Genomic DNA, 22,277 nt, shown 5'->3' on the forward strand with positions numbered 1-22,277 from the left:
AGATGAGCACCGCCTCCCACCTCCCATGGCGCAAGTCCAGCTACAGCGGTAACGGGGAAGGCTGCGTAGATGTGGCGCCCACCAGCGATGCCGTGTTTGTCCGCCACACCAAACACCACGACCACGGCACCATCACCTTCACCCGAGCCCAGTGGTCCACCTTCCTGAACCATGTCCGCAACGGAAACAGCACCGCGGACGCGGGCACACCCACGATCACCAAGGACGGAGCCGACACGATCCTCAGCGGCAACGACGTCGCACTCAGGTTCAACGACACCGAGTGGACCGCGTTCACCGCAGGGGTAAAGGACGGTGAATTCGACTTCAACGCCACCCGTTAAAGGCACGGGTGGCCCTACAGGTGCAGCTCGTTTACGTATGTCGGCCTGCGTAACCTCGACGCACGAACCGAGTCGGCCCTGGCTGTCAGTACACAGCGGTCCATCCTCGCCAGGGCCTGGGACCGGCCTTCCCGCGTAGACATGCGATGCGGTGCGCGGATTGCTCGCGAAGCCGGGGGGGTGTCGGTGGCGAGACGGGTCAGCCATGCGGTCATGCGGAATTCTCGGATATCGCGCAACAGCTGAAACCCACTCCAATCGGTGACATCGTGCCCGTATGCCTCGCAGAACGCTTGATAAGCGCCGGGCTCGAGCCAGCCGAGCGAGTCGTTCACAGCGGTCTGCACGACATCCCATTCTGGCGGGCCGATACTCGAACGCTCGAGATCGAGTAACAGAACCGTCCCGTCCTCGGCGGCAACGATATTGCCTTCGTGCGCATCACCGTGGATAACGCTCCAGGGCTCACCTTCGGGAAGTTCTTTCCACCTCGCCCGCAGACGCTCCAACTCCTGAAGCATCCAGGCACGGTCGTCGGCGTCGAGCCACTGAGCGCCCTGGATGCGTTCGGGAAGACGAACAAACGGCTCGACATGAGTGAGACCTATATCGGACGGTGGCGGCAGACTGTGGAGGCGCTGTAAGGCGGCGGCTATCTCGGTGGTGGTTCCAAGCCGGTGCGGTGGCAGCTCATGCCAGAAGACGACGGGCTTGCCCGCCACGTCGACCGGCTGCTCGAAGCCCGTCACTACACGGACAGCGGGTACGCCGGCCTCTTCCAGCCACCGTGACACCGCGACTTCTCGACGTGCTGCGTGTTGCTGGCCGGGTGGTGAAATCCGCGCGACGATCCCTCCGGGCAACCGGTAGATGATGTTCTCCCCGGCTCGGATCAACTCGGCGCCCTCAGACGAGATACCTGCTGTCGAGCCTGCGGTCTTGAGTACGGCGAAGTCTGGGGCGCTGTCGGTCATACAGTCACGGTGATCTTGTTTATCCGGGCGCGCAAATCCGCCACTTCGCCGAGGGCAGCGTGTCGTCCGGAGATTGCGCGGAGCTCACGGAGGTACTCGTGGGCGCGATTGGATCGCAGAGATTCGGCATCGGAGAGTGCCCGCTGCGCGATAGCGGTTGCTTCGGCTGGGTCGCCGGTGGCCATGGTGAGGGAGGCATGTTTGACTGCGGAGAAAGCCCGCGAGCGTGCGTAAGTATCGCCGTGACCTGCGGCCGCGGCCTGGAGGCGGCACCTCGCCTCACTGATGAACCGCCCCTGCAGAGCGATGTCGTACAGAGCGTGGCCGGTATCGCCGGAATGCTGCGCGGCATCGTAGTAGGCCATCCAGACGGGATCGTCAGCCCGAGATGAGTTGGAGAATTCCTCGTCGGCCTGTCCTATAGCGCCGACGGCTTCCTCGATGCGATGAAGGGCGGAAAAGGCGCGGGCACGAACCGTGTTGAGGTTCGCCCGCTCGGTGGCTGTCAGGCGATCCGACCGGACCAGTGCCAGTTCAGCCAACGTCAACCCGGTGTCGGGGTCGCCGCACCAGATGGCCTGGCGAGCCATCCGAGACAAAACCTCGGCACGCAAATGAGCATCACCGACTTCTTCAGCGCAGGTCAACGCCAGCCGGAGCATGCGGCGAGCGTCGTCATGAGCGAACGCATCGAAGGCCATCCAGCCAGCGGTCAAGCTCAGAAAGCCCACAGCGGAGTACAACTCACCTCTGTTCGTGGGGTTGGAACGCGCGTGCAGAAGCCCGACGGCGTAACGAAGCTGTGCGGCGACCGCCTCGCGTACGAGCCCGCCGCCGTAGGTGTTGTCCCAGGTGCTGAATGCTTTCGCTGTCGCTAGAACGCCGTGGATCTCGGTCTTACCGACCATCGCCGGAATCGGGGTGGGCTGTGTAACGGCGATCAGATCAACAAGGGGAGTCGCTAAGACCGCGGCGCCAGCGGTGGCACGAAGAAACTCTGAACGACGCAATGGGTCCTCCTCAGGGTTCGCCCCTCCCAGCGTAGGCGGAACACGCTGATCGAAGAACCCAAGTTCTGCATCGGTGGCGACATCGAACAGTTGCCGAAACGCGGTGCGGTAAGCGGAATGCGGCCAAGTCCGCTCGCCTCGCAGATAACGACGGATCGTCTCGTCGGTGTAACGCCCAGGCTGACCGGTGCTTTCGGCGACGAGCCTATTCACCGCATCGGCTACCTGCTGCTGGGTGCGGCCGGACGCGCTGATATGGCGTTGCAGGTCGAGATTGGGCACCGCCACAATGTCCCCCTTGGCCGGGTGATGGTTCCAAGCGGATAGCAGCGTACAGCCGAATTTCCCAGTGCGCCCGAAGAAAACGTGACGCCCCCCGATTTCGTCGTTCGGCCCCCCGTTCGTCTCTGAGAGCCCAGGGGGGCTTGTTGGGCCTGTCGGGTGGCATCGCCGGAGGGCAACCTCGTGATCAGTTCCAACGGAGCGGTGGCTCACGCCAGAGTCATTGCCCGAGCTCCTATTACCCGAACTGAGTCATCGTCGCATCAGCAAGCCGAGTCCCGGCACCGATGCTCGGCGCGGGTATCCCGCAACCGAGTTGTCACGAGAGAAGAGGGTGACATGAAGCCGAATCGGATGCTCACCGCCGCACCGATATATGTGAGTTGGAATTACACATATGCCTGCAACTTCAACTGCATCCACTGTTACAGCCGCGCGGGCAGCTACCCGCGGGAACTCGACACCGAGGCGTATCGGCGGATTGTCGATCAGCTCGTGGAGTGCCGGGTGCTCAAAGTCGGTTTGGGTGGCGGGGAACCGCTGATTCGGCGTGACTGCCTCGAGATGGTGCGGTTGATGTCAGAAGGGCGTATCGACACGAACATCACCACGAACGGCTGGTTCCTCAACGCCCGAACATGCTCCCGCCTCGCGGATGCCGGGCTCGGCACACTGTATGTCAGCCTGGACTCGGCCAACTCGACCGTGCACGACATTTTTCGACGTAAACAGGGTAGCTATGACAGAGCGGCCGACGGGATCTCTAACGCGGTCGCCGCGGGCTTGACGGTGAAGTTGTCGACAGTGGTCACGACCGTGAACGCGAACGCCATCGGCGCCATCGTCAGTTTCGCCGAGGAGCGCGGTGTTGCCGGTATCGAGTTCAAGCGGTTTCGGCCAACTGGAAACGGTCAGACCGCTGTCGGGGAATTGACCTTGCGAAGCCAGGAAGAGGAGACTCTTCGCCAGGCCATCGACCAAGCCGATAAGCAATCGCCGATCGATATCGCCCTCTTCTACGACGCTGAGGCCGAACCCGGTGACGGTGCGGAACAGGGTTGTCCGTGCGGTGTTCGATCGCTGACATTGCGGCCGAACGGAGATGTCGCGCCCTGCGCCTACGGTGCCAGTGTTATCGGCAACCTCACCACCGACAACCTCGGGGCCATCTGGCGCGAATCGCCCGTGTTGCGGTCGATGCGCAGCGGCTCAGGCTGTAAAGGGTTGATCAGTGGTCCGTCTCCGTCCGGGACGGGAACCGCTCCGTTCCCACGCCGCGTTCTGCTCGCTGAGCCGTCCATATCTTCGGTATACGGAGGTACCGCATGTTCGTCTTAGGTGGCTCGCTACTTCCTCCCGCACTTAGATGGTCGACGCCGGTCTCGCCGGCCTTGGCGGCGGTGATCGCGGGCCGAGACACCGAACGCGCCTTGCTCGTCGGTGGCGCCTCCCAACCCTTGATCGATTCACTCGCCTCGGCAGGCGCGGACATCACGGTCATCGATCGCGACGGCTGGTCCGTTCCGCCCTGCGGAGCCGCAACCATCGCCGGATATGCGTCATGGAGTGAACTGCGGGATCAGCCGATGGCCTGGTTCGACCTGATCCTCCTGCCCGGCGGCACCCTACAGACCGGAGGCCCTTGGCTGAGCGATACCGAAGACTGGGAAGAGCATCGACCTCAGTGCCTCGAGAGGCTCAACGAGCTGCGGTCGCAGTCCGGCACAATCGTCGCGGATGCCGCCAACGATATCCCCATGGGTCGGCAGTATCTCGTCACCCATTCGGAGTCCGGCGGCGCGAGCACCGTCGTCTTCGGTTCGTTGTCTGCCGGTCGGACAGAACTCATGCACCGGACAGCAACCTACGACGACAACGGCGTTCTCGTCGAGGAACAGATGACCATCCGCCCGTTCGTCAAGCCGGAGACGGGAACGAGTCTCATTCTACTCGCGGTTGACGATGCCGGAGCGAATCCATGAGCGGCGACATACTCGACGCGTGGTCGATGTTCCGTGCCCTGCAACGTCACAAGGTGGACGACCTCAACCATATCGACCGGCTGCTCGCGGACCACGGAAGCCCCGACACACCGCCGATCCTGCTGGATCTGTGCTCAGGCATAGGTCGCACGGTCCCGCTGGCGTTACAACACGGCTGGAATGTCGTCTGTATCGATGCCGACGAGGCCGCGCTCGCCACAACCCAACAGATCGCACCGACACGGATCACCTGCCATATCGCTGACCTCGCCGCTCCCGGCATCGCGACCTTGCCCACTTGCCGCGGGATTCTCTGCGCGCACAACGCCGCGAACGAGGTCGGGACACTTCAGCCGCTGTTCGAGATTGCCGCTGACACACTGCACGATGACGGATGGTTTTACCTAGACCTGCTGACCGATACCTACCCCCGCCCCTTCGAACTCGAGCACGTGCTGCGAATCGAGTCCACCGATCCGGGGGTCTGGTTGTTGGATACCGCGATGGTGCCGCTTGCGGAGAACCGGCACCGGCTGCATCTCATAGCCACGCACTATGACCTGAATGGCCGACAGATCAACCAGACCCATCACGCGCTCATAAGGGTTGTGTTCCCGCACGAAGTCGTAGTGGGGTACGGCCGGAAATACGGGCTGCACCTGCACGAGAAATCCGGCAATCACTATGTGTTCCGCCGACGCCGACCCAGTAGCAAGAAAGGAGGTTGACACCATGTCCCGCAAGCCGAAACGGCCCTACGTGAGGCCGCAGGTGCGCGTGATCCCCACAGCGCCGATGACCAACTGATCCACCCTGTAGGCGGGCTGTAGCAGAGCGTCACCGGCGCAGCCCGCCCCTCCTCGGGAGCAACTCATGATGATGTATTCGCGAAACCGGATAGTGCTCGACCAGCAGGATGTCAGGCTTTTCAGCTATAGATCAGTTGCCGAAGCCGTAGATTCGGGCATCGAATTCGAAGGGCACGAGGCGGCTGTACTGCTGTCGGCCAACGGCCAACTGTACGAGCTGAATTTGGTGGGAGCGCTTCTATGGGAGGCATTGGACGAGGAGAAAACCGCTGCCGACCTGGCACTACTGCTCGAACAGGCATTCGATGCCGATGGGGTGGCCGCTCACGCCGATGTGAATACCTACCTCGCTGATATGACGTCCAAGGGCCTCATAACAGTTGACGAAGATCACCGTTCGATCTAGCCGTCGCCGCGCAGCAGTTCCATGATCTGGTCAGTGGTCATGCCTTCGATATCTCTGCTTTTCGCCATACCGCGCATCTGTTCGACGAGACGTTGTCCCCGCATCTGTGGGGACTGGGCTGGGGCGTCGGGCTCGGCGTCGTCGATGGTCGCCACACCGTCACCCTAGATAAGCCCGGCTTCAGGTGCGAGCGTAAAACGGGGAGCGAGGCATCATGGACACCGAGCCCACCGCGGCATCGACCGCGCGGGCAGTGGGGCACGCTATCGAATGACCAGTCGCCGGTGACAAGCCGAGCAGGCGGGTCACCGGCAACCCCAGCTGATCAGGCGGATTCGGCCAGCAACCCGGCGAGCGGGATCAGGTGGTCGGGGGCAGGCCCGAGGGCGAACTCGTTGTGTTTGGCGGCGGTGAAGTAGTTGTGGACGATGTGGTCGCGGTCGATGCCGACACCGCCGTGCACGTGGACCAGGGTGTGGGCGACGTGGTGGCCTGCTTCGGCGGCCCAGAACTTGGCGGTGTGCACGGCTGCGGCGGCGGGTAGGTCTTCCGACAGCTGCCAGGCGGCTTGGGTGACCGATAGGCGCAGGCCGCCGACGTTGATGTAGGCGTCGGCGAGGCGCTGGGCGACGGCTTGGAAGCTGCCGATGGCTTTGCCGAACTGTTCGCGTTCGCGGGCGTAGTCGGCGACCAGTTGCAGTGCCTGTTCCAGGGTGCCGAGCTGGAGTGCGCTGAGGCCGAGCCAGGCGCGCAGCAGCAGCCAGTCCAGGATCTGGGCGCCGTCGTCGACGGAACCGAGGAGTTCGGCGGGGGCGTCGGTGAATTCGACGAGGAATTCCGAGCTGCGGTCGGTGACCTGCTGCGCGGTCAGCTGCACCGCATCGGCGGACGGATCGACCAGGAACACCGCGGGTGCGCCGGACACGCTGGCGGGGACCAGGATCCGCGCGGCCCGATCGGCGACGGGGACGGTGGTTTTGGCTCCCGTGATCCGCCAGCCGTTGCCGGTGTCGACGGCGGTGGTGTTCGGCTGGGCAGGCTCCCAGTTTCGCTCTTCCGACAGCGCGGCCGTGAGGATCGACGCACCGGCGGCGGCCGACTGCGCGAGCTCGCGCTGCTGCTCGGAGCCGAATCGGGCGATCGCGCCCGCACCGAGCACGATCGACCACAGGTACGGCACGGCAGCCAGATGTTTACCGAGTTCGCGCAGGATCGAGGTTTGTTCCAGCACCCCGAAATCGCTGCCGCCCACCGTTTCCGGCAGTGCGGCGGCGAGTACGCCGGTTTCCGCCAGCGACTGCCACAGAGGCTCGTCGAACTTTTCGGTGGCGTTATCCAGTTCCCGCAGCCGGTCGGCGGTGACCAGCTTGCCGCACACCTCGCCGGTCAGCCGGGCCAGATCCAGCTGTGCCTCGGTGGGAGTGAAATCCATGGGGACTACCTGCTTTCTGGGTTTGTGCGGCGCGGGCTCAGCGCGCGGCGGCGGGCTGCTTCAGGGCGGTCATGGCGATGATGTCGCGCTGCACCTCGTTGGTGCCGCCGCCGAAGGTGAGGATCAGGGCGGCGCGGTGCATCCGTTCCACCCGGCCGCGCAGAATCGAACCGGGGGAGTCCTGCCGCAGATACGACTGCGGGCCGAGCACCTCCATCAGCAGGCGGTATGCCTCGGTGGCCAGTTCGGTGCCGTACACCTTGCACGCGGAGGCGTCCCACGGCCGCGGCGCCGCCTCGCCCCCGGCATCGGCGCGGCTGGCGATTTCCCAGTTCATCAGCTTCAAGTACTCGACCTTGGCGTGCACGCGAGCCAGGTTCAGCTGCACCCATTCCCGGTCGATCACCCGGGATCCGTCGGCGGTCTTGGTGTCGCGCGCCCATTCGACAACCTGCCGCAGCGTGAGCGCCAGCGGCGCGGCCGAGGTGAGCGCGACCCGCTCGTGGTTGAGCTGGTTGGTGACCAGCGGCCAGCCGCCGTTCTCCTGTCCGACCAGTGAGGTGACCGGTACTCGCACGTCCTGGTAGTAGGTGGCGCTGGTGTCGGGACCGGCCATGGTGTGCACCGGCGTCCAGGAGAAGCCCTCGACATCGGTGGGCACGATGAGCATGCTGATGCCTTTGTGCTTCTTGGCGTTGGGGTCGGTGCGCACGGCCAGCCAGACATAGTCGGCGTAGGCGATCAAGCTGGTCCACATTTTCTGGCCGTTGATGACGTACTCGTCGCCGTCGCGGACCGCGCTGGTGCGCAGGCTGGCCAGGTCGGTGCCCGCGCCGGGTTCGGAGTAGCCGATGGCGAAGTGCAGTTCCCCGGCCGCGATCTTGGGCAGGAAGAACTTCTTCTGCTCCTCGCTGCCGTAGTGCATGATCGTCGGCGCGACCGAGTTGATGGTCAGGAACGGCACGGGCGCGCCTGCGATGGCGGCTTCGTCGGTGAAGATCAGCTGGTCCAGCATCGGGCGGTCCTGCCCGCCGAACTCCTTCGGCCAGCCCAGCGCCAGCCATCCGTCGCGGCCCATTTCCTGGACCACCTCGCGGTACACATTGCCCTGCCCGTACTCACCGGTTTGCGCGCTGAGCGCTTCCCTGCGCTCAGGGGTGATCAGCTTCGCGAAGTAGTCGCGCAACTCGGCGCGTAGCTGTTCCTGCTGCGGCGTGTACGCAATGCGCATGGGGCACCTCATGCCTTCGTTCTTCGGGGCGGGGTGGGAGATTCGGCGACCGGAAGCGGGTCCGGGTGCAGATCCCGGCCCCTCGATCATTGCATATTGGCTGAAACATGTTCCAGTATTGAGGGTGAAACCGCGTGATGCCCGTATGGGCGGCATGCCTGCCTTGTTAGGCTTTCGCGTAAGTAGGGGTAAAGGAGTTCCCATGAAGGTCAGTGTTGATCTCGACCAGTGCGAAGCGAACGGAATTTGCGTCGGAATCGCCCCCGACGTGTTCGAACTCGACGACGACGACATTCTGCACATTGTCGAGGCCGATGTGCCCGCCGATCGTGTGGCGCAGGTGGAGGAAGCGGTGTCGCAGTGTCCCAAGGCGGCGCTGCGGTTGCAGTGACCGGCTCTTGCCGTGAATAAGAACACGTTCTAAAGTCGGCCCGGTGAGCGAAACAGATGTGAGCCTTGCCGGGCGGGTGGCGATCGTAACGGGTGCGGGCGCGGGACTCGGCCGGGCCGAGGCCCTCGCCTTGGCTGCTGCGGGCGCTGCGGTGGTCGTCAACGACCTCGCCGAATCCGACGCAGTTGCCGAAACGCTGGCGCAGATCAGGGCGCTTGGTGCAAAAGCGGAATTCGTCGCGGGCAGTGTGGCCGAGCGGGCCACCGCCGACGCGCTCATCCGTACCGCCGAGGAATCTTTCGGCGGCCTCGATATTGTCGTCAACAACGCGGGTATCACTCGCGACAAGATGCTGTTCAATATGTCCGACGAGGACTGGGACGCGGTGATCGGCGTCCATCTGCGCGGACACTTCCTGCTCACCCGCAATGCGGGCGCCTACTGGCGAGCTAAATCCAAGGAAGCCGGCGCGCCGGTCTACGGCAGTATCGTCAACACTTCGTCGGAAGCTGGACTGCTCGGCCCGGCGGGGCAGGCCAACTACGGCGCCGCCAAAGCTGGGATCACCGCGTTGACGTTGTCTGCGTCGCGTTCCCTTTCGCGCTTCGGGGTGCGCGCCAATGCGATCTGCCCGCGGGCGCGGACCGCGATGACCGAGCAGGTCTTCAGTGCGGCGCCCGAGGAGGGTGTGGACCCGCTGTCGCCCGATCATGTGGCGCGGCTGGTGGCCTATCTGGCCTCGCCTGCGGCCGCGGCGGTCAACGGCCAGGTCTTTGTGGTGTACGGCCCGATGGTGGCCCTGATGGCCGCGCCGGAGGTCGAGAAGCGCTTCGATGCGGCCGGTGAGCAGTGGTCGACCGGTGATCTGGCCGCCACGCTGGGCGGGTACTTCGCGCAGCGTCCGGAAGGTCGTACCTTTTCTGCATCGTCGCTGAACGAACTGGGTTGATACGGGCGCAAACAGTCCACATAGCTCACCTGTCGGCGAGCAGCGCTCTGGTGGGCGCTGCTCCAATTTTCCTGAACAACCGTACAAGAGTTGATCAGCAGTCCAGTAGTTGGTAGACAGTTGTTCGTATGTGCTGAGCCTCACAACAGTGATGCCCAACACGCATGAACACAGTTCCAGTATTTCTGTCTGGGATTGGGGTGAATATGCAGTTCAAATGCTGCAAAATACCCCCAGAAACGAAGTGAACATGTTCTACTTGGCGAGCGTGTGGTGCGAGTTGAACCGCCGCGCGCATCAGCGGGACCAGCAGTCGGGCAAGGAGGATCGGCGATGAACGAAGTCCTTGCCGTGCCGTTACGGGCAGTCGGCGGGTTCTTCGAACTCTGCTCGAGTGTGGCGCAAGCGAGCTTGCGCCGCCCCTTCCAATTCCGCGAGTTCGTCGACCAGTCCTGGTTCGTCGCGCGCGTCTCGCTCATCCCCACCCTGCTGGTCGCGATCCCGTTCACGGTGCTGGTCAGCTTCACCCTGAACATTCTGTTGCGAGAGATCGGCGCCGCCGACCTCAGCGGCGCGGGCGCCGCCTTCGGCGCAGTCACCCAGGTCGGGCCGATCGTCACCGTGCTCATCGTCGCCGGTGCCGGCGCCACCGCGATCTGCGCCGATCTGGGCGCCCGCACCATCCGCGAAGAAATCGACGCGATGAAGGTGCTCGGCATCGACCCGATCCACCGGCTGGTAGTGCCAAGGGTGATCGCATCCACGTTCGTCGCGCTGCTGCTCAACGGCCTGGTCTGCACTATCGGCATCGTTGGAGGCTTCCTTTTCTCGGTGCAGCTACAGGGGGTCAACCCCGGCGCCTTCGTCAACGGGATCACGCTGCTCACCCACCTGCCCGAGCTGGTCATCTCCGAGGTCAAGGCTGGGCTGTTCGGGCTGATCGCCGGGCTGGTCGCCTGTTATCTGGGGTTGAACGTCAAAGGTGGTCCCAAAAGTGTCGGTGATGCGGTGAACCAGACCGTTGTCTTCGCTTTCATGGCTCTGTTCGTGGTGAACGTCGTCGTCACCGCCGTCGGTATCAAGTTCGCGGTGCGGTGACCCGATGGCCTTCGTGATCCAATCCCGATTTCCCCGAACGGTCCGGCGGGTGCGTCGGCTGTCCAATTCGATGGACGAACTCGGGCGTCAGGCAGTGTTCTACGCGCGCGCCATCGGCTCCGTGCCGCGAGCACTGCTGCACTACCGCACCGAGACCATCCGGCTGATCGCCGAGATCAGCATGGGCAGCGGTGCGCTCGCCGTTATCGGCGGCACCGTGGTGATCGTCGGATTCCTGACCCTGTTCACCGGCGGAACCATCGCCGTACAGGGCTACAGCTCACTCGGCAATATCGGCGTCGAGGCGCTGACCGGTTTCTTCGCCGCCTTCCTCAATGTGCGCATCGCCGCACCGGTGATCTCCGGCATCGGACTGGCGGCAACCATCGGCGCTGGATCGACCGCACAGCTGGGCGCCATGCGCGTCGCCGAGGAAATCGACGCGTTGGAAACCATGGCGATTCGCCCGGTGCCGTATCTGGTCGGCACCCGAGTGCTGGCAGGCATGATCGCGATCGTGCCGCTCTACGCTCTCGCGGTAATCGCCTCCTTCATCGCGAGCCGCTTCGCCACGGTGGTGATCTACGGACAGTCCGCAGGCGTCTACGACCACTACTTCTCCACATTCCTGATTCCCAGCGACATCATGTGGTCTTTTGCCCAGGCCATCGTCATGGCACTGGCGGTGATGATGATCCACACCTACTACGGCTACACCGCCGCCGGTGGGCCGGTCGGGGTGGGAATCGCGGTGGGCAACGCGGTGCGCGCCTCCCTGATCGCGGTGGTCTCGGTGACACTGCTGATCTCCCTGGCGATCTATGGCACCTCCGGCAACTTCAACCTCTCCGGATAGCGATATGACGGAAACCAAACGAGCAGACGAAGGCGGCGGCGTGGTAGCAGCGTTACGTGGTCCGCTCGGCCTGAAACTGGCCGGTGTGGCGATGGTGCTGGCTCTGGTCGCTGTGATCGCCGTCTCGCTGATCATGTTCGTCGGCGGCTTCACCCCGACGGTCACCGTGACCGTCTCGGCCCCACGCAGCGGTCTGGTGCTGGACCCCGACGCCAAGGTGAAGGTGCGCGGCGTCCAGATCGGCCGGGTAGCCGAGGTCGACCGCAGCGACGAACACGCGACGCTGCGGCTGGCACTCGACCCGGAAATGCTGAAACTGGTGCCCGCCAATGCGACCGTCGATATCCGCTCGACCACAGTGTTCGGCGCGAAATACGTGAACTTCATCGTCCCCGAACAGCCATCGGCGCAATCGCTGCAGCCGGGCGCCGAGCTTGCGGCCAGCAAGGTCACCGTCGAGTTCAACACGCTCTTCCAACATCTGAGCGACGTGCTGGCCCAGGTGGAACCGGAGAAGCTGAACGCTACCCTGACCGCGCTCGGCACCGCACTGCAGGGCCGCGGCGAAAAACTGGGCGATCTGCTGGTGCGCAGCGAGGCCTACCTGCGCGATATCAACCCCAGTCTGCCCGCGCTGCGCCGCGACCTGAACGCCGCCGCCGGGGTCACCAACCTCTACGCCGATACCGCGGGCGACCTGCTGCGCACCGTCGACAACGCCACCGGCGTCAGCCGCACCCTGGTGGCCGAAGAGGCAGGCGTGGACGCGCTGCTGGCGAACCTGTCAGGGCTGGCCGACACCACCGGCGCGGTACTGCACGAGAACGAACAGCAGGTGGTGACAGCGCTGGATCTGCTGCGGCCGACCACCAGCCTGCTCGACGAGTACAAACCTGCCCTGTACTGCCTCATCGCCGGCTCGGCCAAAGCGCTGCCGCTGGGTGAGCAGATGGTCGGCGGCGGCCAGCCGGGTGTCGCGCTGAACGCGAGCTTCATGTACGGCCACGACCCCTACACCTATCCGGAGGACCTGCCGAAAGTGAACGCGACCGGCGGACCGCACTGCGAGGGCCTGCTCGACCGGGTGCCGGGCAGTCACGCCGACTACGTCGTCACCGACACCTCCGAAGGCGCGCCCTACACACCGTCGACACAGTTGAAGTTCAACGCGCCGAAGGTGTTCCAGGTGCTGTTCGCCGGCCTGCCGGGGGTGGGGCAGCTGTGAAGAACACCGCGACGATGGTCAAGCTGGGCATCTTCACCGTGGTGATGACGCTCGTCTTCGCCGGCCTCACCATCGTGTTCAGCCAGATGCGCTTCGCCAGCGAGAACGCCTATCACGCCGTGTTCACCAGCGCGTCGGGCATGCTCCCCGGTGACAAGGTGCGCATCGCCGGTGTTCCGGTGGGATCGGTGACCTCGGTGCAGGTGGGCAAGGACTACAAGGCGCACGTCGAGTTCGACGTCGACCGCAAACACCGGCTGCTCACCAGCACCCGCGCCACCATCCGGTACGAGAACCTGGTCGGCGACCGGTATCTGGAACTGCTGGAAGGCCCCGGCGAGGCGGAAACCCTGCCCGAGGGCGGCACCATCGGCCTGGACAAGACCGCGCCCGCGCTCGATCTGGATCTGCTGCTCGGCGGGTTCAAACCGCTGCTGCGCGGGCTGGACCCGGCGCAGGTCAACGACCTGACCAATGCACTGCTGCAGATCTTCCAGGGGCAGGGCGGGACGCTGGTGTCGCTGCTGAACAGCAGCGGGTCGTTCGCCACAACCCTGGCCGAACGGGACGCGCTGATCGGCAGCGTCATCAACAATCTGAACACCGTCCTGCAGACCATCGACGACCGCGGCGAACAGTTCGCCACCACCATCGACGAACTGCAGCGGCTGGTGAGCGGACTGGCCGCGGACCGCGACCCGATCGGTGCGGCGCTGCCCCGGATCGCGGGCGCCACCGGTGAGCTGACCGATCTGCTCGCCCAGGCCCGCCCCGACCTGAAATCGACCATCGAACAGACCGGCCGATTGGCGACCAACCTCGACAACAGCTCCGACACCATCCAGTACGTGTTGGACGAACTGCCCGCCGCCTACCGGAAACTGATTCGGGTCGGCTCCTACGGTTCGTTCCTGCAGCTCTACGTCTGCCAGACGAACTTCCTGGTGGACGGCCCGAACGGTCAGACGATGCATGTGAAGTTGCCCGGTCCGCAGACGACCGGAAGGTGTGCGAGCGAGTGAAGAAAGACCAGCAATCACGCACGGTGACCATCGGGGTCGTTGGCCTGGTACTCACGGTCACCATTGCCCTGGCGGCCCTGCAATTCGAGCGGTTGCCGTTCATCCGCGGCGGCGCCACCTTCACCGCCTATTTCGCCGACGCCGGCGGGCTGGAGCCCGGTAACGACGTCGAGGTGGCGGGGGTGCGTTCCGGCACCGTCGAGGATGTCAGCTTGGACGGGGCGAAGGTGCTGGTCCGTTTTCAGCTGAACGAATCGATCGTGCTCGGTGACAAGACGACCGCGGAGATCAAGACCAACACGGTGCTCGGCCGCAAATCGCTGGCCGTGCATCCTGACGGAGCGGGCGCGCTGCGCACCGACGACACGATCCCGCTGGAGCGCACCACCTCGCCGTACTCGCTGAACGAAGCGCTCGGCGATCTGGCTGGCACGGTCGAGGACCTCGACCTGCAGCGGGTCAACGAGACGCTGGACGCGCTTTCGGCCGCCTTCGCCGATACCCCGGCGCCGCTGCGCGCGGCACTCGACGGCGTGACCGCGTTGTCGCGCAGTATCAACGCCCGCGATCAGGCGCTGGTCGATCTGCTGGCCCGCGCCCAGAACGTCACCAAGATCCTGGCCGACCGCAGCAACCAGATCAACGCGCTGCTGCTCGACGGTAACGAACTGCTCGGTGAACTGGACCGGCGGCGCACCGCGATCAGTCAGATGATCGTCTACGTCAACAGCCTGGCCCAGCAGCTATCCGGCCTGGTCGCCGATAACGAGGCGCAGCTGCAGCCCGCGCTGGACAAACTGAACTCGGTGCTGGACCTGCTGGAACGCAACCGCGACAACATCAACAGCGCCCTTGACGGGCTCGGCCCGTTCGCGGCCGCGCTGGGCGAGCAGGTGGGCAGTGGCCCCTACTTCAACGCCTACGTAGTGAACGCGAGCAGTGAAATGTTGCATCCGCTGGTCGACGCGCTGGTCTGGCCGCAGCATCTGCCGGAATCGCTGCGCGCCTATCTGCTCGATCCGCCACCGTCGATCGAGCCGTCCCCACAGGAGCCGCCGCGATGAGCATTCGCAGTATTGCCGGGAGGAAGACACTGCCGCGGTGGGCGTTGCCCATCGCCGGGGTGCTTGCCGTCGCGTTGGTCGCGCTCGGCGGCTACACCGCGCTGGACCGGATCGGGACGAAGGACATCACCGCCTACTTCACCTCGACCAGCGGCTTGTACGCCGGTGACGATGTGCGGGTGCTCGGTGTTCCCGTTGGCCGGATCGAATCGATCGAACCGGGCAAGGAGAAGGTGAAGGTCGAGATGACCATCGACCGTGGCGTCGATATCCCCGCCGACGCCCGCGCCGTGATCATCGCGCCGAACCTGGTCTCGGCAAGGTTCATCCAGCTCGCCCCCGCCTACACCGGCGGCCCGAAACTGGCCGACGGCGACGAGATCGGTATCGAACGCACCGCGGTGCCGGTGGAATGGGATGACATCAAAAACGAACTGTCCCGGCTGGCGACCGCGCTCGGGCCGGTCGGCGACGACAAGCAAGGTTCGTTCGGGCGTTTCGTCGACACTGCGGCGGAAAACCTCGACGGCAACGGCGAACGGTTCCGGGACACCTTGCGCGAACTGTCGGCCACGCTGACAACACTGTCCGACGGACGCACCGACTTGTTCGGCACGATCCGTAATCTGCAGAAGTTCGTCGAGGTGCTGTCGAACAGCAACGAGCAGATCGTGCAGTTCGGCGGGCGGCTGGCGTCGGTGTCGTCGGTGCTGGCCGGAGTATCGGAGGAGCTGGGTGCAGGCCTGGACAATCTGGACATCGCACTCGCCGATGTGCAGCGCTTCCTGGACGGCAGTGGCGGCGAACTGACCGAGGGCGTACAGCGGTTGGCCGACGTCACCCAGATCCTGGTCGACAAACGCCCCCAACTGGAGCAGGCGTTGCATTCCGGCCCCACCGCGCTGGTGAACTTCTACCAGATCTACAAACCCGCCCAGGGCACGCTGACCGGCGCGATCGCGTTCAACAATGCCGCCGATCCGCTGAGCTTCCTGTGCGGTTCGGTCCGCGCGCTGGAAGCCAACGAATCCGATAAGAGCGCCGACCTGTGCGCGCAGTATCTGGCTCCGGTGATCGAATCGCTGGCGATGAACTATCTGCCGATCATGACCAACCCGGCGACCGGCGTAACCGCGTTCCCGCAGCAGCTGAAATACAGCCCGCCGTCGCTGGCCGGGCAGGTGCCCGCCCAGCAGGCCCCCGCGCCCGCACCGATTTCGGTGCCGAGCGGGATCGCCGGACTGGCCATTCCCGGAGGAGGACGATGATGCGCCGGGTCACCGCACGTCGCCGCGTCGCCGCGATCGCGGTCGGTGCGGTGGTCACACTCGGCGCGACCGGCTGTGAATGGGACGGACTGAACTCGCTGCCGCTGCCCGGTACCGAAGGCACCGGCGAAGGGTCGTACCAGGTGCGGATCCAGATGCCGAATGTGACCACGCTGACCCGCAATTCGCCGGTCCGTGTCGACGATGTCTCGGTGGGTACAGTGTCCGATATCGAGGTGGAGGGCTGGCATGCGCTGGTCACCGTCTCACTGGAACGCGATGTGGTGCTGCCCGCGAACGCGACCGCCAAGATCGGCCAAACCAGTCTGCTCGGCAGCAACCATCTGGAGCTGGCACCGCCCACTGATGTGCCGCCGGAAGGACGCCTGAGCGACGGTGATGTGATCCCGTTGGACCGGGCCGGGGCGTACCCGACCACCGAACAGGTGCTGTCGTCGCTGTCGGTGGTGCTCAACGGCGGCGGAATCTCACAGCTGGAGAACATCACCCGCGAGTTGAACGCCGCGCTGGTCGGCCGGGAAACCGAGATCCGGGATCTGCTGCCGCAACTCAACGATCTCATCGGCAATCTCGACAGCCAGCGTCACGACATCATCGCCGCGATGAGCGGTCTCGACCGGCTCGCCGGTCAGTTCGCCGAGGAACGCGATGTGGTCGCCGCGGCCATCGAAGACATCCATCCCGCGTTGACGATGCTCGCCGACCGCAGGCAGAACATCACCACCGCCATCACCAAACTCGGCGAACTCAGCGACGTCACCCAGCGGATCATCACCGCAAGCGGTGACGATCTGAAGGCCAACCTGGCCAGCTTGGCGCCGGTGCTGCAGACTCTCGCCGACACCGGCGGTGACCTCGCCGAATCGTTGAAGATCCTCGCCAGCTTCCCGTTCCCGCTGACCAACCTCGACAAGGCGGTCAAGGGTGACTACCTGAACCTGTTCATGACCGTGGACGTCACCGGCAGACGGCTCGACTCGAACTTCCTCACCGGCACCCCGCTCGGCGGCCGCTTCGGCGGAGTGGAAGGCGCGCTCGGTGCGATCGCCCCGGATACCGCCGGGCAGCAGGGCAACCCGCTGACCGCGCCGTTGCAGCCGCCGCCGGGCGGACCCGAACAGCCGCAACCAACCATTCCCGGGCTGCCGCCGATCCCCGGCCTGCCCGCCATTCCCGGGCTGACAGTGCCGCTGCCCGGCGCGCCGCAAGGAGGTCAGGGCCGGTGAAACTGACCAAGTTCGTCAAAACCCAGCTGACCATCTTCTCCGTGCTGACCGTTGTCGGTCTGCTCGTCATGTCGATCACCTATGTGCGCCTGCCCGCGATGCTCGGAATCGGCCAGTACGAGGTCACGGTGCAGCTGGCCGCGACAGGTGGGCTCTACGAACAGGCCAATGTGGCCTATCGGGGCACCAATATCGGCAAGGTGACCGAAGTCCGGCTCACCACGGAAGGGGTCGATGCGAAACTCTCCATCGACAGCGACTACAAGATCCCCTCCGATGTCGATGCGCTGGTCCGCAGCGTGTCGGCGATCGGCGAGCAGTATGTCGATCTGGTGCCCCCGGAGGATCCCGCCAGCAGCAACCTGTACGACGGCAGCGTGATCCCGGTGGACCGCACCGAACTACCCCAGGACGTCGGCGCACTGCTCGATCAGGCCGACCGGCTGCTGGCCACCATCGCCGACACCCGGCTGCGGCAGGTCATAGACGAGGCATTCCGGGCGTTCAACGGTGCAGGACCGGACCTGCAGCGGTTCATCGATTCGGCGGCGCTGCTGGTGCAGGAGGCCCAGGACAACGCCGAACCGACCAAGAAGCTGCTCGACCAGCTCGGCCCGCTGCTGGAAACCCAGACCCGGTCGGATGCCGCGATCCGTTCCTGGACCCGAGACTTGGCGACGGTGACCGACCAACTGCGCGAACACGATCCGGCGCTGCGCAATATCTTCGCCTCCGGGCCCGCCGCGCTAGAGCGGGTAACCACCCAGTTCGAGGATCTGCGTCCGACGCTGCCGCTGTTGTTGACCAACCTGGTGAGCCTCGGCCAAGTGGGCGTCACGTATCACCCGGGTGTGGAGCAGATCCTGGTCGTCTACCCGCCGCTGATCGCGGCGCTGCTCACCGCGGTGCGCGGCAATATGGAATACGGCGCGCTGGTCGACTTCATGACCGTGCTCAACGATCCGCCGCCGTGCACCACCGGCTTCTTGCCGCCCGATCAACGCAGGTCGCCCAGCGAGCTGGACACGCCCGACACTCCGAAGGGTTTGTACTGCAAGGTCCCACAGGACTCGCCGATCGCGGTGCGCGGTATCCGCAACACGCCGTGCATGGAGTTTCCCGGGCGACGCGCGCCGACACCGGAACTGTGCCGCACCGGTTACACACCGCTGGGCACCAATCCGCCGTTCGGCCCGCCGCAGCCCATCGGCCCCGACAACACCGGCGATGCTCCCGCCAGCGCCCCGGAGTCGTTGCCCGGCGTCCCGGTCGCCCCGGCGAGCTTCTCCGGAGCGAGCACACCGGCTGCCGCCAGGTCGTACGATCCGGCCACCGGTGTATACGTCGGAACCGACGGACGAAGTTACCGGCAAGGCAATATCGGTCCTGATGGATCGGGTACTGTCCCGGCGGATTGGCAGGCAATGTTCGAGGAGCAGCAGCGATGAGCGAAACCACAGATCAGCGCCGTTCCCGCAGGCGGGCCAGCCGGTCCGCGGGGCCACCGGTCGGTGAAGGGCCCGCGGCGGGCACGTCGCCGCCGGACACCGTCACGACCGATTCGGGGTCGGCGAATGAGGCAGGCAGCGGCGCTACCTCTGCGGCTTCCGCTCCCCGCGTGTCCGTCGCGAAGACCGCGGCCCCGTCGGCATCCGAATCCGGTTCGGCGTCCGAGAAGACGATCCCGGCGAACGGTCTCGCGAGCGGTGAACAGGCTGAAACCGTCAAGATCGTATCTGCCGACGACGACGTCACACGTGGCGATACCACCGCGAGCGACCGTCCCGATAAGACAGCCGAGCACGGCAATGCCACCGATAACGCCGCCAAGCCAGGTGGTGGTCCACCGTCGCGATTGCTACGCAAGAAGGCAGGCAAAGGCTCCGCGGACGACGCTGCTGATACCGGCGTTGTCGTCACCGAGACGGTTGCGGATGAACCCGAGCCCGATACCACGGACAAGACTGCGAAGAGCGGCAAGTCCACGGGTCGGATCCTGGCGAGCATCGCTGCCGCCGTGATCGCGCTCGCACTGGTGTCCGCCGCCGTGCTCTCGGTATTCGCGGTGCAGTCGGCCGAGGAGCGCGATGCCCACCGGGCCGAATACCTGCAGACGGCGCGGCAGACCATCATCAACTTGACCACCATCCGCGCCGACAGCGCCGAAGAGGATATCGACCGCATCCTCACCATGGCTTCCGGTGAGTTCAAAACCGAATTCGACGGCCGGGTCGACCCGTTCACCGAAATCATCAAACAAGCCAACGTGGTGTCCAACGGCGAGGTCATCGAGGCCGCGATCGAGAACGAGCACGAGAATTCGGCCCAGATCCTGGTCGCCGCCAAACAGACCCTGACCAATGCGGGCCAGGAGGAGCCGCAGCAGCGGTACTACCGTTTCCGGGTCACGGTGACCCGCACCGACGACGGTAGCCTGTCCGTATCCGACGTGGAGTTCGTGGCATGAATCTGAAGCAGATGCGCACCAAGATCCTGCTCGGTATCACCGTCGTCGTCGTGGTCGTGGCCGCGGTCGTCGCGGGTATCAACGGCTACCGGTACTGGGACGACAAACGCTCCGAACAGTCCCGCGCCGCCGCGGTCGCCGCTGCGACCCGCACCGTGTCCGCAATGTTCAGTTACGACTTTCAGACCGTGGACACCGAACTGCCGAAAACCGCCGACAATCTGGCCCCGGACTTCCGCAGCGACTACCTCGAACTCATCGAGAAGGCGATCGCTCCCGGCGCCAAAGAAAAACAGCTGTCGGTGCAGGCGACCACCCAGGCGGGCGGTGTGGTCTCCGCCGACCGCGCGCACGCGGTGGTGCTGCTGTTCCTGAACCAGGTGACCACCAGCAAGGAAAAACCGGAAGGTACCACCACCGGCAGCCGTGTCCGGGTGACCTTGGACAAGAGCGACGACCGTTGGCTGGTCGCCTCGGTCACCCCGATCTGACCGCCGGGGCGGTGAACTCCCGTATCCGGCGCGGGCTCAGCGATGCGGTTCGTTGTACTCCTGGTCCCCGCTGACCAGCGCGCTGCCCGATACCTGCCCCTGAGCCAGGGCATCGAGGAAGGCGCGCGCCCAGCGGTCCACGTCATGGGCCAGCACCTGGCGGCGCAGCGAACGCATCCGGCGGCGGCGGGTGTCGCGGTCGTCGGACAGCGCCGAGATGATCGCATCCTTCACGCTGTCCAGATCGTGCGGGTTGCACAGATACGACTGTCGTAGCTCGGCCGCCGCGCCGGTGAACTCGCTCAGCACCAGCGCGCCGTTGAGACCGCTGTGGCAGGCCACGTACTCCTTGGCGACCAGGTTCATCCCGTCCCGCAGCGGCGTCACCAGCATGACATCGGCCGCGACGAAGAACGAGATCAGCTCCTCCCGCACGATCGGCCGGTGCAGATAGTGCACCACCGGATAGCCGACCCGGGCGAACTCGCCGTTGATGCGGCCCACCTGGCGTTCGATATCGCCACGCATCTGGATATAGCTTTGCACCCGCTCCCGGCTCGGGGTGGCCAACTGGATCATCACCGTTTCGGCGGGATCGATCCGTTTCTCCTCGAGCAGCTCCTCCAGCGCATTCAGCCGGATATCGATGCCCTTGGTGTAGTCGAGCCGGTCGACGCCGAGCAGGATGTTCTTCGGACTGCCCAGTTCGGCCCGGATATTGGCGGCGCGTTCGCGCACCGACCGGCGGCGCGACAGCTCGTCGAGTTCGGCGGAGGTAATCGAAATGGGGAACGCACCGACCCGTACGCTGCGGAACCCCACCTGCACCACACCCATCTTCGACCGCACACCCACCGTGCCGCGCGAGGTGGGTTGCCCGGCCAGACGACGGGCCAGATACAGGAAGTTCTGCGCGCCGCCGGGCAGGTGGAAACCGATCAGATCCGCGCCGAGCAGCCCCTCCACGATCTCGGTCCGCCACGGCATCTGCATGAACAACTCGACCGGCGGGAACGGGATGTGCAGGAAGAAACCGATGGTCAGGTCCGGGCGCAGCATCCGCAGCATCTTCGGCACCAACTGCAACTGGTAGTCCTGCACCCAGACGGTGGCGCCCTCGGCGGCGACTTTCGCGGTCTCCTCCGCGAAACGCCGGTTCACCTGCACATAGGCGGCCCACCATTTCCGGTCGTACACCGGGCGCACGATCACATCGTGATACAGCGGCCACAGTGTGCCGTTGGAGAAGCCCTCGTAGTAGTCGGTGACCTCCTGTGTCGACAACGGCACCGGATACAACTCCAGCCCGTCCTCGTTGATCGGGTCGACCTCGACATCGGGCACACCGGCCCAGCCGACCCACGCCCCCTTGTTGTTGCGCAACACCGGTTCCAGCGCGGTGACCAGCCCGCCCGGGCTGCGCTTCCAGCGGGTGGTGCCGTCGGGTAGGCGTTCCAGGTCGACCGGCAGCCGGTTGGCGACGACGACGAATCCGGAGCCCGCGCTGCCGTACTCGATCGGCTGGGGGTCGACCGGCTCCGGCTCGGCCACCGGTGGATCGATCGGGGCGCCCGTCGTTTCTTCCGGCACCGATGCGTTGCCCGGCCCCGCGGCGGCAGCGCGCGGCAGGTCTCGGTCCGATAGGGCGTGGTCGGAATCGTTGGACGGCGTATCAGTCATCTGGTCCACTCACGCATCCTTTGCGCGTCGCTGTTCTGCGCTGTAGTTG

23 protein-coding genes are annotated in these 22,277 nt (G+C 65.1%); 17 read left to right on the forward strand and 6 right to left on the reverse strand.

All coding sequences use genetic code 11. The features are described 5' to 3' along the window. Positions 1-2 precede the first annotated feature (2 nt). On the forward strand, positions 3-344 hold the full coding sequence (locus B0T44_RS15295) for a DUF397 domain-containing protein (RefSeq protein ID WP_077115639.1): 342 nt from the start codon (positions 3-5) through the stop codon (positions 342-344). Positions 345-358: 14 nt separating this feature from the next. Here the strand turns inward: B0T44_RS15295 and B0T44_RS15300 are convergent, their stop codons facing one another. Together B0T44_RS15300 and B0T44_RS15305 are read right to left on the reverse strand one after the other, a co-directional pair. Continuing rightward, entirely contained in the window at positions 359-1,318 is a 960-nt protein-coding gene (locus B0T44_RS15300) for a phosphotransferase enzyme family protein (RefSeq protein WP_254854164.1), read from the reverse strand. Then, positions 1,315-2,823: an NsdA family TPR-like regulatory protein gene (locus tag B0T44_RS15305; protein WP_139347726.1), complete on the reverse strand. Its 1,509-nt coding sequence runs from the start codon at positions 2,821-2,823 to the stop codon at positions 1,315-1,317. Before B0T44_RS15305 ends, B0T44_RS15300 begins: the two co-directional genes overlap by 4 nt. 126 nt (positions 2,824-2,949) lie before the next feature. Here B0T44_RS15305 and B0T44_RS15310 point away from each other — a divergent pair, with 126 nt between their 5' ends. The 4 genes from B0T44_RS15310 to B0T44_RS15325 all read left to right on the forward strand — a co-directional run bounded on the left by B0T44_RS15310 (position 2,950) and on the right by B0T44_RS15325 (position 5,807). Beyond that, positions 2,950-3,948, forward strand: coding sequence for a radical SAM protein (locus tag B0T44_RS15310; RefSeq protein ID WP_077115640.1), 999 nt, complete (start codon positions 2,950-2,952; stop codon positions 3,946-3,948). Positions 3,949-4,196: 248 nt separating this feature from the next. After that, on the forward strand, positions 4,197-4,592 hold the full coding sequence (locus B0T44_RS15315) for a hypothetical protein (protein WP_139347727.1): 396 nt from the start codon (positions 4,197-4,199) through the stop codon (positions 4,590-4,592). A gap of 53 nt (positions 4,593-4,645) precedes the next feature. Further along, positions 4,646-5,320 carry a class I SAM-dependent methyltransferase gene (locus B0T44_RS15320; RefSeq protein WP_139347728.1) on the forward strand — a complete coding sequence of 225 codons (675 nt, stop codon included), beginning with the start codon at positions 4,646-4,648 and terminating at the stop codon, positions 5,318-5,320. A 145-nt stretch (positions 5,321-5,465) separates the two neighbouring features. Beyond that, complete coding sequence (locus tag B0T44_RS15325; RefSeq protein WP_077115643.1) at positions 5,466-5,807, forward strand: PqqD family protein; 342 nt, start codon at positions 5,466-5,468, stop codon at positions 5,805-5,807. Here B0T44_RS15325 and B0T44_RS27175 read toward each other — a convergent pair. From B0T44_RS27175 to B0T44_RS15335, 3 genes are all read right to left on the reverse strand, one after another. Next, complete coding sequence (locus tag B0T44_RS27175) at positions 5,804-5,962, reverse strand: hypothetical protein (RefSeq protein WP_175647966.1); 159 nt, start codon at positions 5,960-5,962, stop codon at positions 5,804-5,806. The genes B0T44_RS15325 and B0T44_RS27175 overlap by 4 nt on opposite strands. Positions 5,963-6,132: 170 nt before the next feature. After that, entirely contained in the window at positions 6,133-7,239 is a 1,107-nt protein-coding gene (locus B0T44_RS15330) for an acyl-CoA dehydrogenase family protein (RefSeq protein ID WP_077115644.1), read from the reverse strand. A 37-nt stretch (positions 7,240-7,276) separates the two neighbouring features. Beyond that, positions 7,277-8,470, reverse strand: coding sequence for an acyl-CoA dehydrogenase family protein (locus tag B0T44_RS15335; RefSeq protein WP_077115645.1), 1,194 nt, complete (start codon positions 8,468-8,470; stop codon positions 7,277-7,279). 202 nt (positions 8,471-8,672) lie between these two features. Between B0T44_RS15335 and B0T44_RS15340 the strand changes: the two genes are divergently transcribed. The 12 genes from B0T44_RS15340 to B0T44_RS15395 all read left to right on the forward strand — a co-directional run bounded on the left by B0T44_RS15340 (position 8,673) and on the right by B0T44_RS15395 (position 20,548). Then, the gene (locus tag B0T44_RS15340) at positions 8,673-8,861 is read left to right on the forward strand and encodes a ferredoxin (protein WP_077115646.1); all 189 of its coding nucleotides are present in this window, start codon (positions 8,673-8,675) and stop codon (positions 8,859-8,861) included. 43 nt (positions 8,862-8,904) lie between these two features. Beyond that, on the forward strand, positions 8,905-9,810 hold the full coding sequence (locus B0T44_RS15345) for a 3-oxoacyl-ACP reductase (RefSeq protein ID WP_077115647.1): 906 nt from the start codon (positions 8,905-8,907) through the stop codon (positions 9,808-9,810). A 333-nt stretch (positions 9,811-10,143) separates the two neighbouring features. Continuing rightward, positions 10,144-10,908, forward strand: coding sequence for an MlaE family ABC transporter permease (locus B0T44_RS15350; RefSeq protein WP_077115648.1), 765 nt, complete (start codon positions 10,144-10,146; stop codon positions 10,906-10,908). A 4-nt stretch (positions 10,909-10,912) separates the two neighbouring features. Then, the gene (locus tag B0T44_RS15355) at positions 10,913-11,764 is read left to right on the forward strand and encodes an MlaE family ABC transporter permease (RefSeq protein ID WP_077115649.1); all 852 of its coding nucleotides are present in this window, start codon (positions 10,913-10,915) and stop codon (positions 11,762-11,764) included. A 91-nt stretch (positions 11,765-11,855) separates the two neighbouring features. Next, the gene (locus B0T44_RS15360; RefSeq protein WP_077115721.1) at positions 11,856-12,989 is read left to right on the forward strand and encodes an MCE family protein; all 1,134 of its coding nucleotides are present in this window, start codon (positions 11,856-11,858) and stop codon (positions 12,987-12,989) included. A 14-nt stretch (positions 12,990-13,003) separates the two neighbouring features. Continuing rightward, positions 13,004-14,011, forward strand: coding sequence for an MCE family protein (locus B0T44_RS15365; protein ID WP_077115722.1), 1,008 nt, complete (start codon positions 13,004-13,006; stop codon positions 14,009-14,011). Further along, a complete protein-coding gene (locus B0T44_RS15370) occupies positions 14,008-15,075 on the forward strand; it encodes an MCE family protein (protein WP_077115650.1) in 1,068 nt (355 codons plus the stop codon). The genes B0T44_RS15365 and B0T44_RS15370 overlap by 4 nt, the downstream gene beginning before the upstream one ends. After that, positions 15,072-16,343, forward strand: a complete 1,272-nt coding sequence (locus B0T44_RS15375; RefSeq protein WP_077115651.1) for an MCE family protein — start codon at positions 15,072-15,074, stop codon at positions 16,341-16,343. The genes B0T44_RS15370 and B0T44_RS15375 overlap by 4 nt, the downstream gene beginning before the upstream one ends. After that, complete coding sequence (locus B0T44_RS15380) at positions 16,343-17,590, forward strand: MCE family protein (RefSeq protein ID WP_139347734.1); 1,248 nt, start codon at positions 16,343-16,345, stop codon at positions 17,588-17,590. Before B0T44_RS15375 ends, B0T44_RS15380 begins: the two co-directional genes overlap by 1 nt. Next, on the forward strand, positions 17,587-19,038 hold the full coding sequence (locus tag B0T44_RS15385) for an MCE family protein (RefSeq protein WP_077115653.1): 1,452 nt from the start codon (positions 17,587-17,589) through the stop codon (positions 19,036-19,038). The genes B0T44_RS15380 and B0T44_RS15385 overlap by 4 nt, the downstream gene beginning before the upstream one ends. Beyond that, on the forward strand, positions 19,035-20,057 hold the full coding sequence (locus B0T44_RS15390; RefSeq protein ID WP_081512184.1) for an Rv1363c family protein: 1,023 nt from the start codon (positions 19,035-19,037) through the stop codon (positions 20,055-20,057). The genes B0T44_RS15385 and B0T44_RS15390 overlap by 4 nt, the downstream gene beginning before the upstream one ends. Further along, the gene (locus B0T44_RS15395) at positions 20,054-20,548 is read left to right on the forward strand and encodes an Rv1363c family protein (RefSeq protein WP_077115654.1); all 495 of its coding nucleotides are present in this window, start codon (positions 20,054-20,056) and stop codon (positions 20,546-20,548) included. The genes B0T44_RS15390 and B0T44_RS15395 overlap by 4 nt, the downstream gene beginning before the upstream one ends. Before the next feature lie 36 nt (positions 20,549-20,584). Here the strand turns inward: B0T44_RS15395 and B0T44_RS15400 are convergent, their stop codons facing one another. Then, positions 20,585-22,228, reverse strand: coding sequence for an alpha,alpha-trehalose-phosphate synthase (UDP-forming) (locus B0T44_RS15400; protein WP_245839624.1), 1,644 nt, complete (start codon positions 22,226-22,228; stop codon positions 20,585-20,587). Positions 22,229-22,277 lie beyond the last annotated feature (49 nt).

The sequence above is a fragment of the Nocardia donostiensis genome, from assembly GCF_002081715.1.
GTDB classification, from domain to species: Bacteria; Actinomycetota; Actinomycetes; order Mycobacteriales; family Mycobacteriaceae; genus Nocardia; species Nocardia donostiensis.

Excerpts from the sequence above, each read along its gene's own strand:
- B0T44_RS15295 (WP_077115639.1), top strand. The coding sequence starts at position 3 with ATGAGCACCGCCTCCCACCTCCCATGGCGCAAGTCCAGCTACAGCGGT.
- B0T44_RS15300 (WP_254854164.1), bottom strand. The coding sequence starts at position 1,318 with ATGACCGACAGCGCCCCAGACTTCGCCGTACTCAAGACCGCAGGCTCG.
- B0T44_RS15310 (WP_077115640.1), top strand. The coding sequence starts at position 2,950 with ATGAAGCCGAATCGGATGCTCACCGCCGCACCGATATATGTGAGTTGG.
- B0T44_RS15315 (WP_139347727.1), top strand. The coding sequence starts at position 4,197 with ATGGCCTGGTTCGACCTGATCCTCCTGCCCGGCGGCACCCTACAGACC.
- B0T44_RS15325 (WP_077115643.1), top strand. The coding sequence starts at position 5,466 with ATGATGATGTATTCGCGAAACCGGATAGTGCTCGACCAGCAGGATGTC.
- B0T44_RS15330 (WP_077115644.1), bottom strand. The coding sequence starts at position 7,239 with ATGGATTTCACTCCCACCGAGGCACAGCTGGATCTGGCCCGGCTGACC.
- B0T44_RS15335 (WP_077115645.1), bottom strand. The coding sequence starts at position 8,470 with ATGCGCATTGCGTACACGCCGCAGCAGGAACAGCTACGCGCCGAGTTG.
- B0T44_RS15340 (WP_077115646.1), top strand. The coding sequence starts at position 8,673 with ATGAAGGTCAGTGTTGATCTCGACCAGTGCGAAGCGAACGGAATTTGC.
- B0T44_RS15350 (WP_077115648.1), top strand. The coding sequence starts at position 10,144 with ATGAACGAAGTCCTTGCCGTGCCGTTACGGGCAGTCGGCGGGTTCTTC.
- B0T44_RS15355 (WP_077115649.1), top strand. The coding sequence starts at position 10,913 with ATGGCCTTCGTGATCCAATCCCGATTTCCCCGAACGGTCCGGCGGGTG.
- B0T44_RS15360 (WP_077115721.1), top strand. The coding sequence starts at position 11,856 with ATGGTGCTGGCTCTGGTCGCTGTGATCGCCGTCTCGCTGATCATGTTC.
- B0T44_RS15365 (WP_077115722.1), top strand. The coding sequence starts at position 13,004 with ATGGTCAAGCTGGGCATCTTCACCGTGGTGATGACGCTCGTCTTCGCC.
- B0T44_RS15375 (WP_077115651.1), top strand. The coding sequence starts at position 15,072 with ATGAGCATTCGCAGTATTGCCGGGAGGAAGACACTGCCGCGGTGGGCG.
- B0T44_RS15380 (WP_139347734.1), top strand. The coding sequence starts at position 16,343 with ATGCGCCGGGTCACCGCACGTCGCCGCGTCGCCGCGATCGCGGTCGGT.
- B0T44_RS15390 (WP_081512184.1), top strand. The coding sequence starts at position 19,035 with ATGAGCGAAACCACAGATCAGCGCCGTTCCCGCAGGCGGGCCAGCCGG.
- B0T44_RS15395 (WP_077115654.1), top strand. The coding sequence starts at position 20,054 with ATGAATCTGAAGCAGATGCGCACCAAGATCCTGCTCGGTATCACCGTC.
- B0T44_RS15400 (WP_245839624.1), bottom strand. The coding sequence starts at position 22,228 with ATGACTGATACGCCGTCCAACGATTCCGACCACGCCCTATCGGACCGA.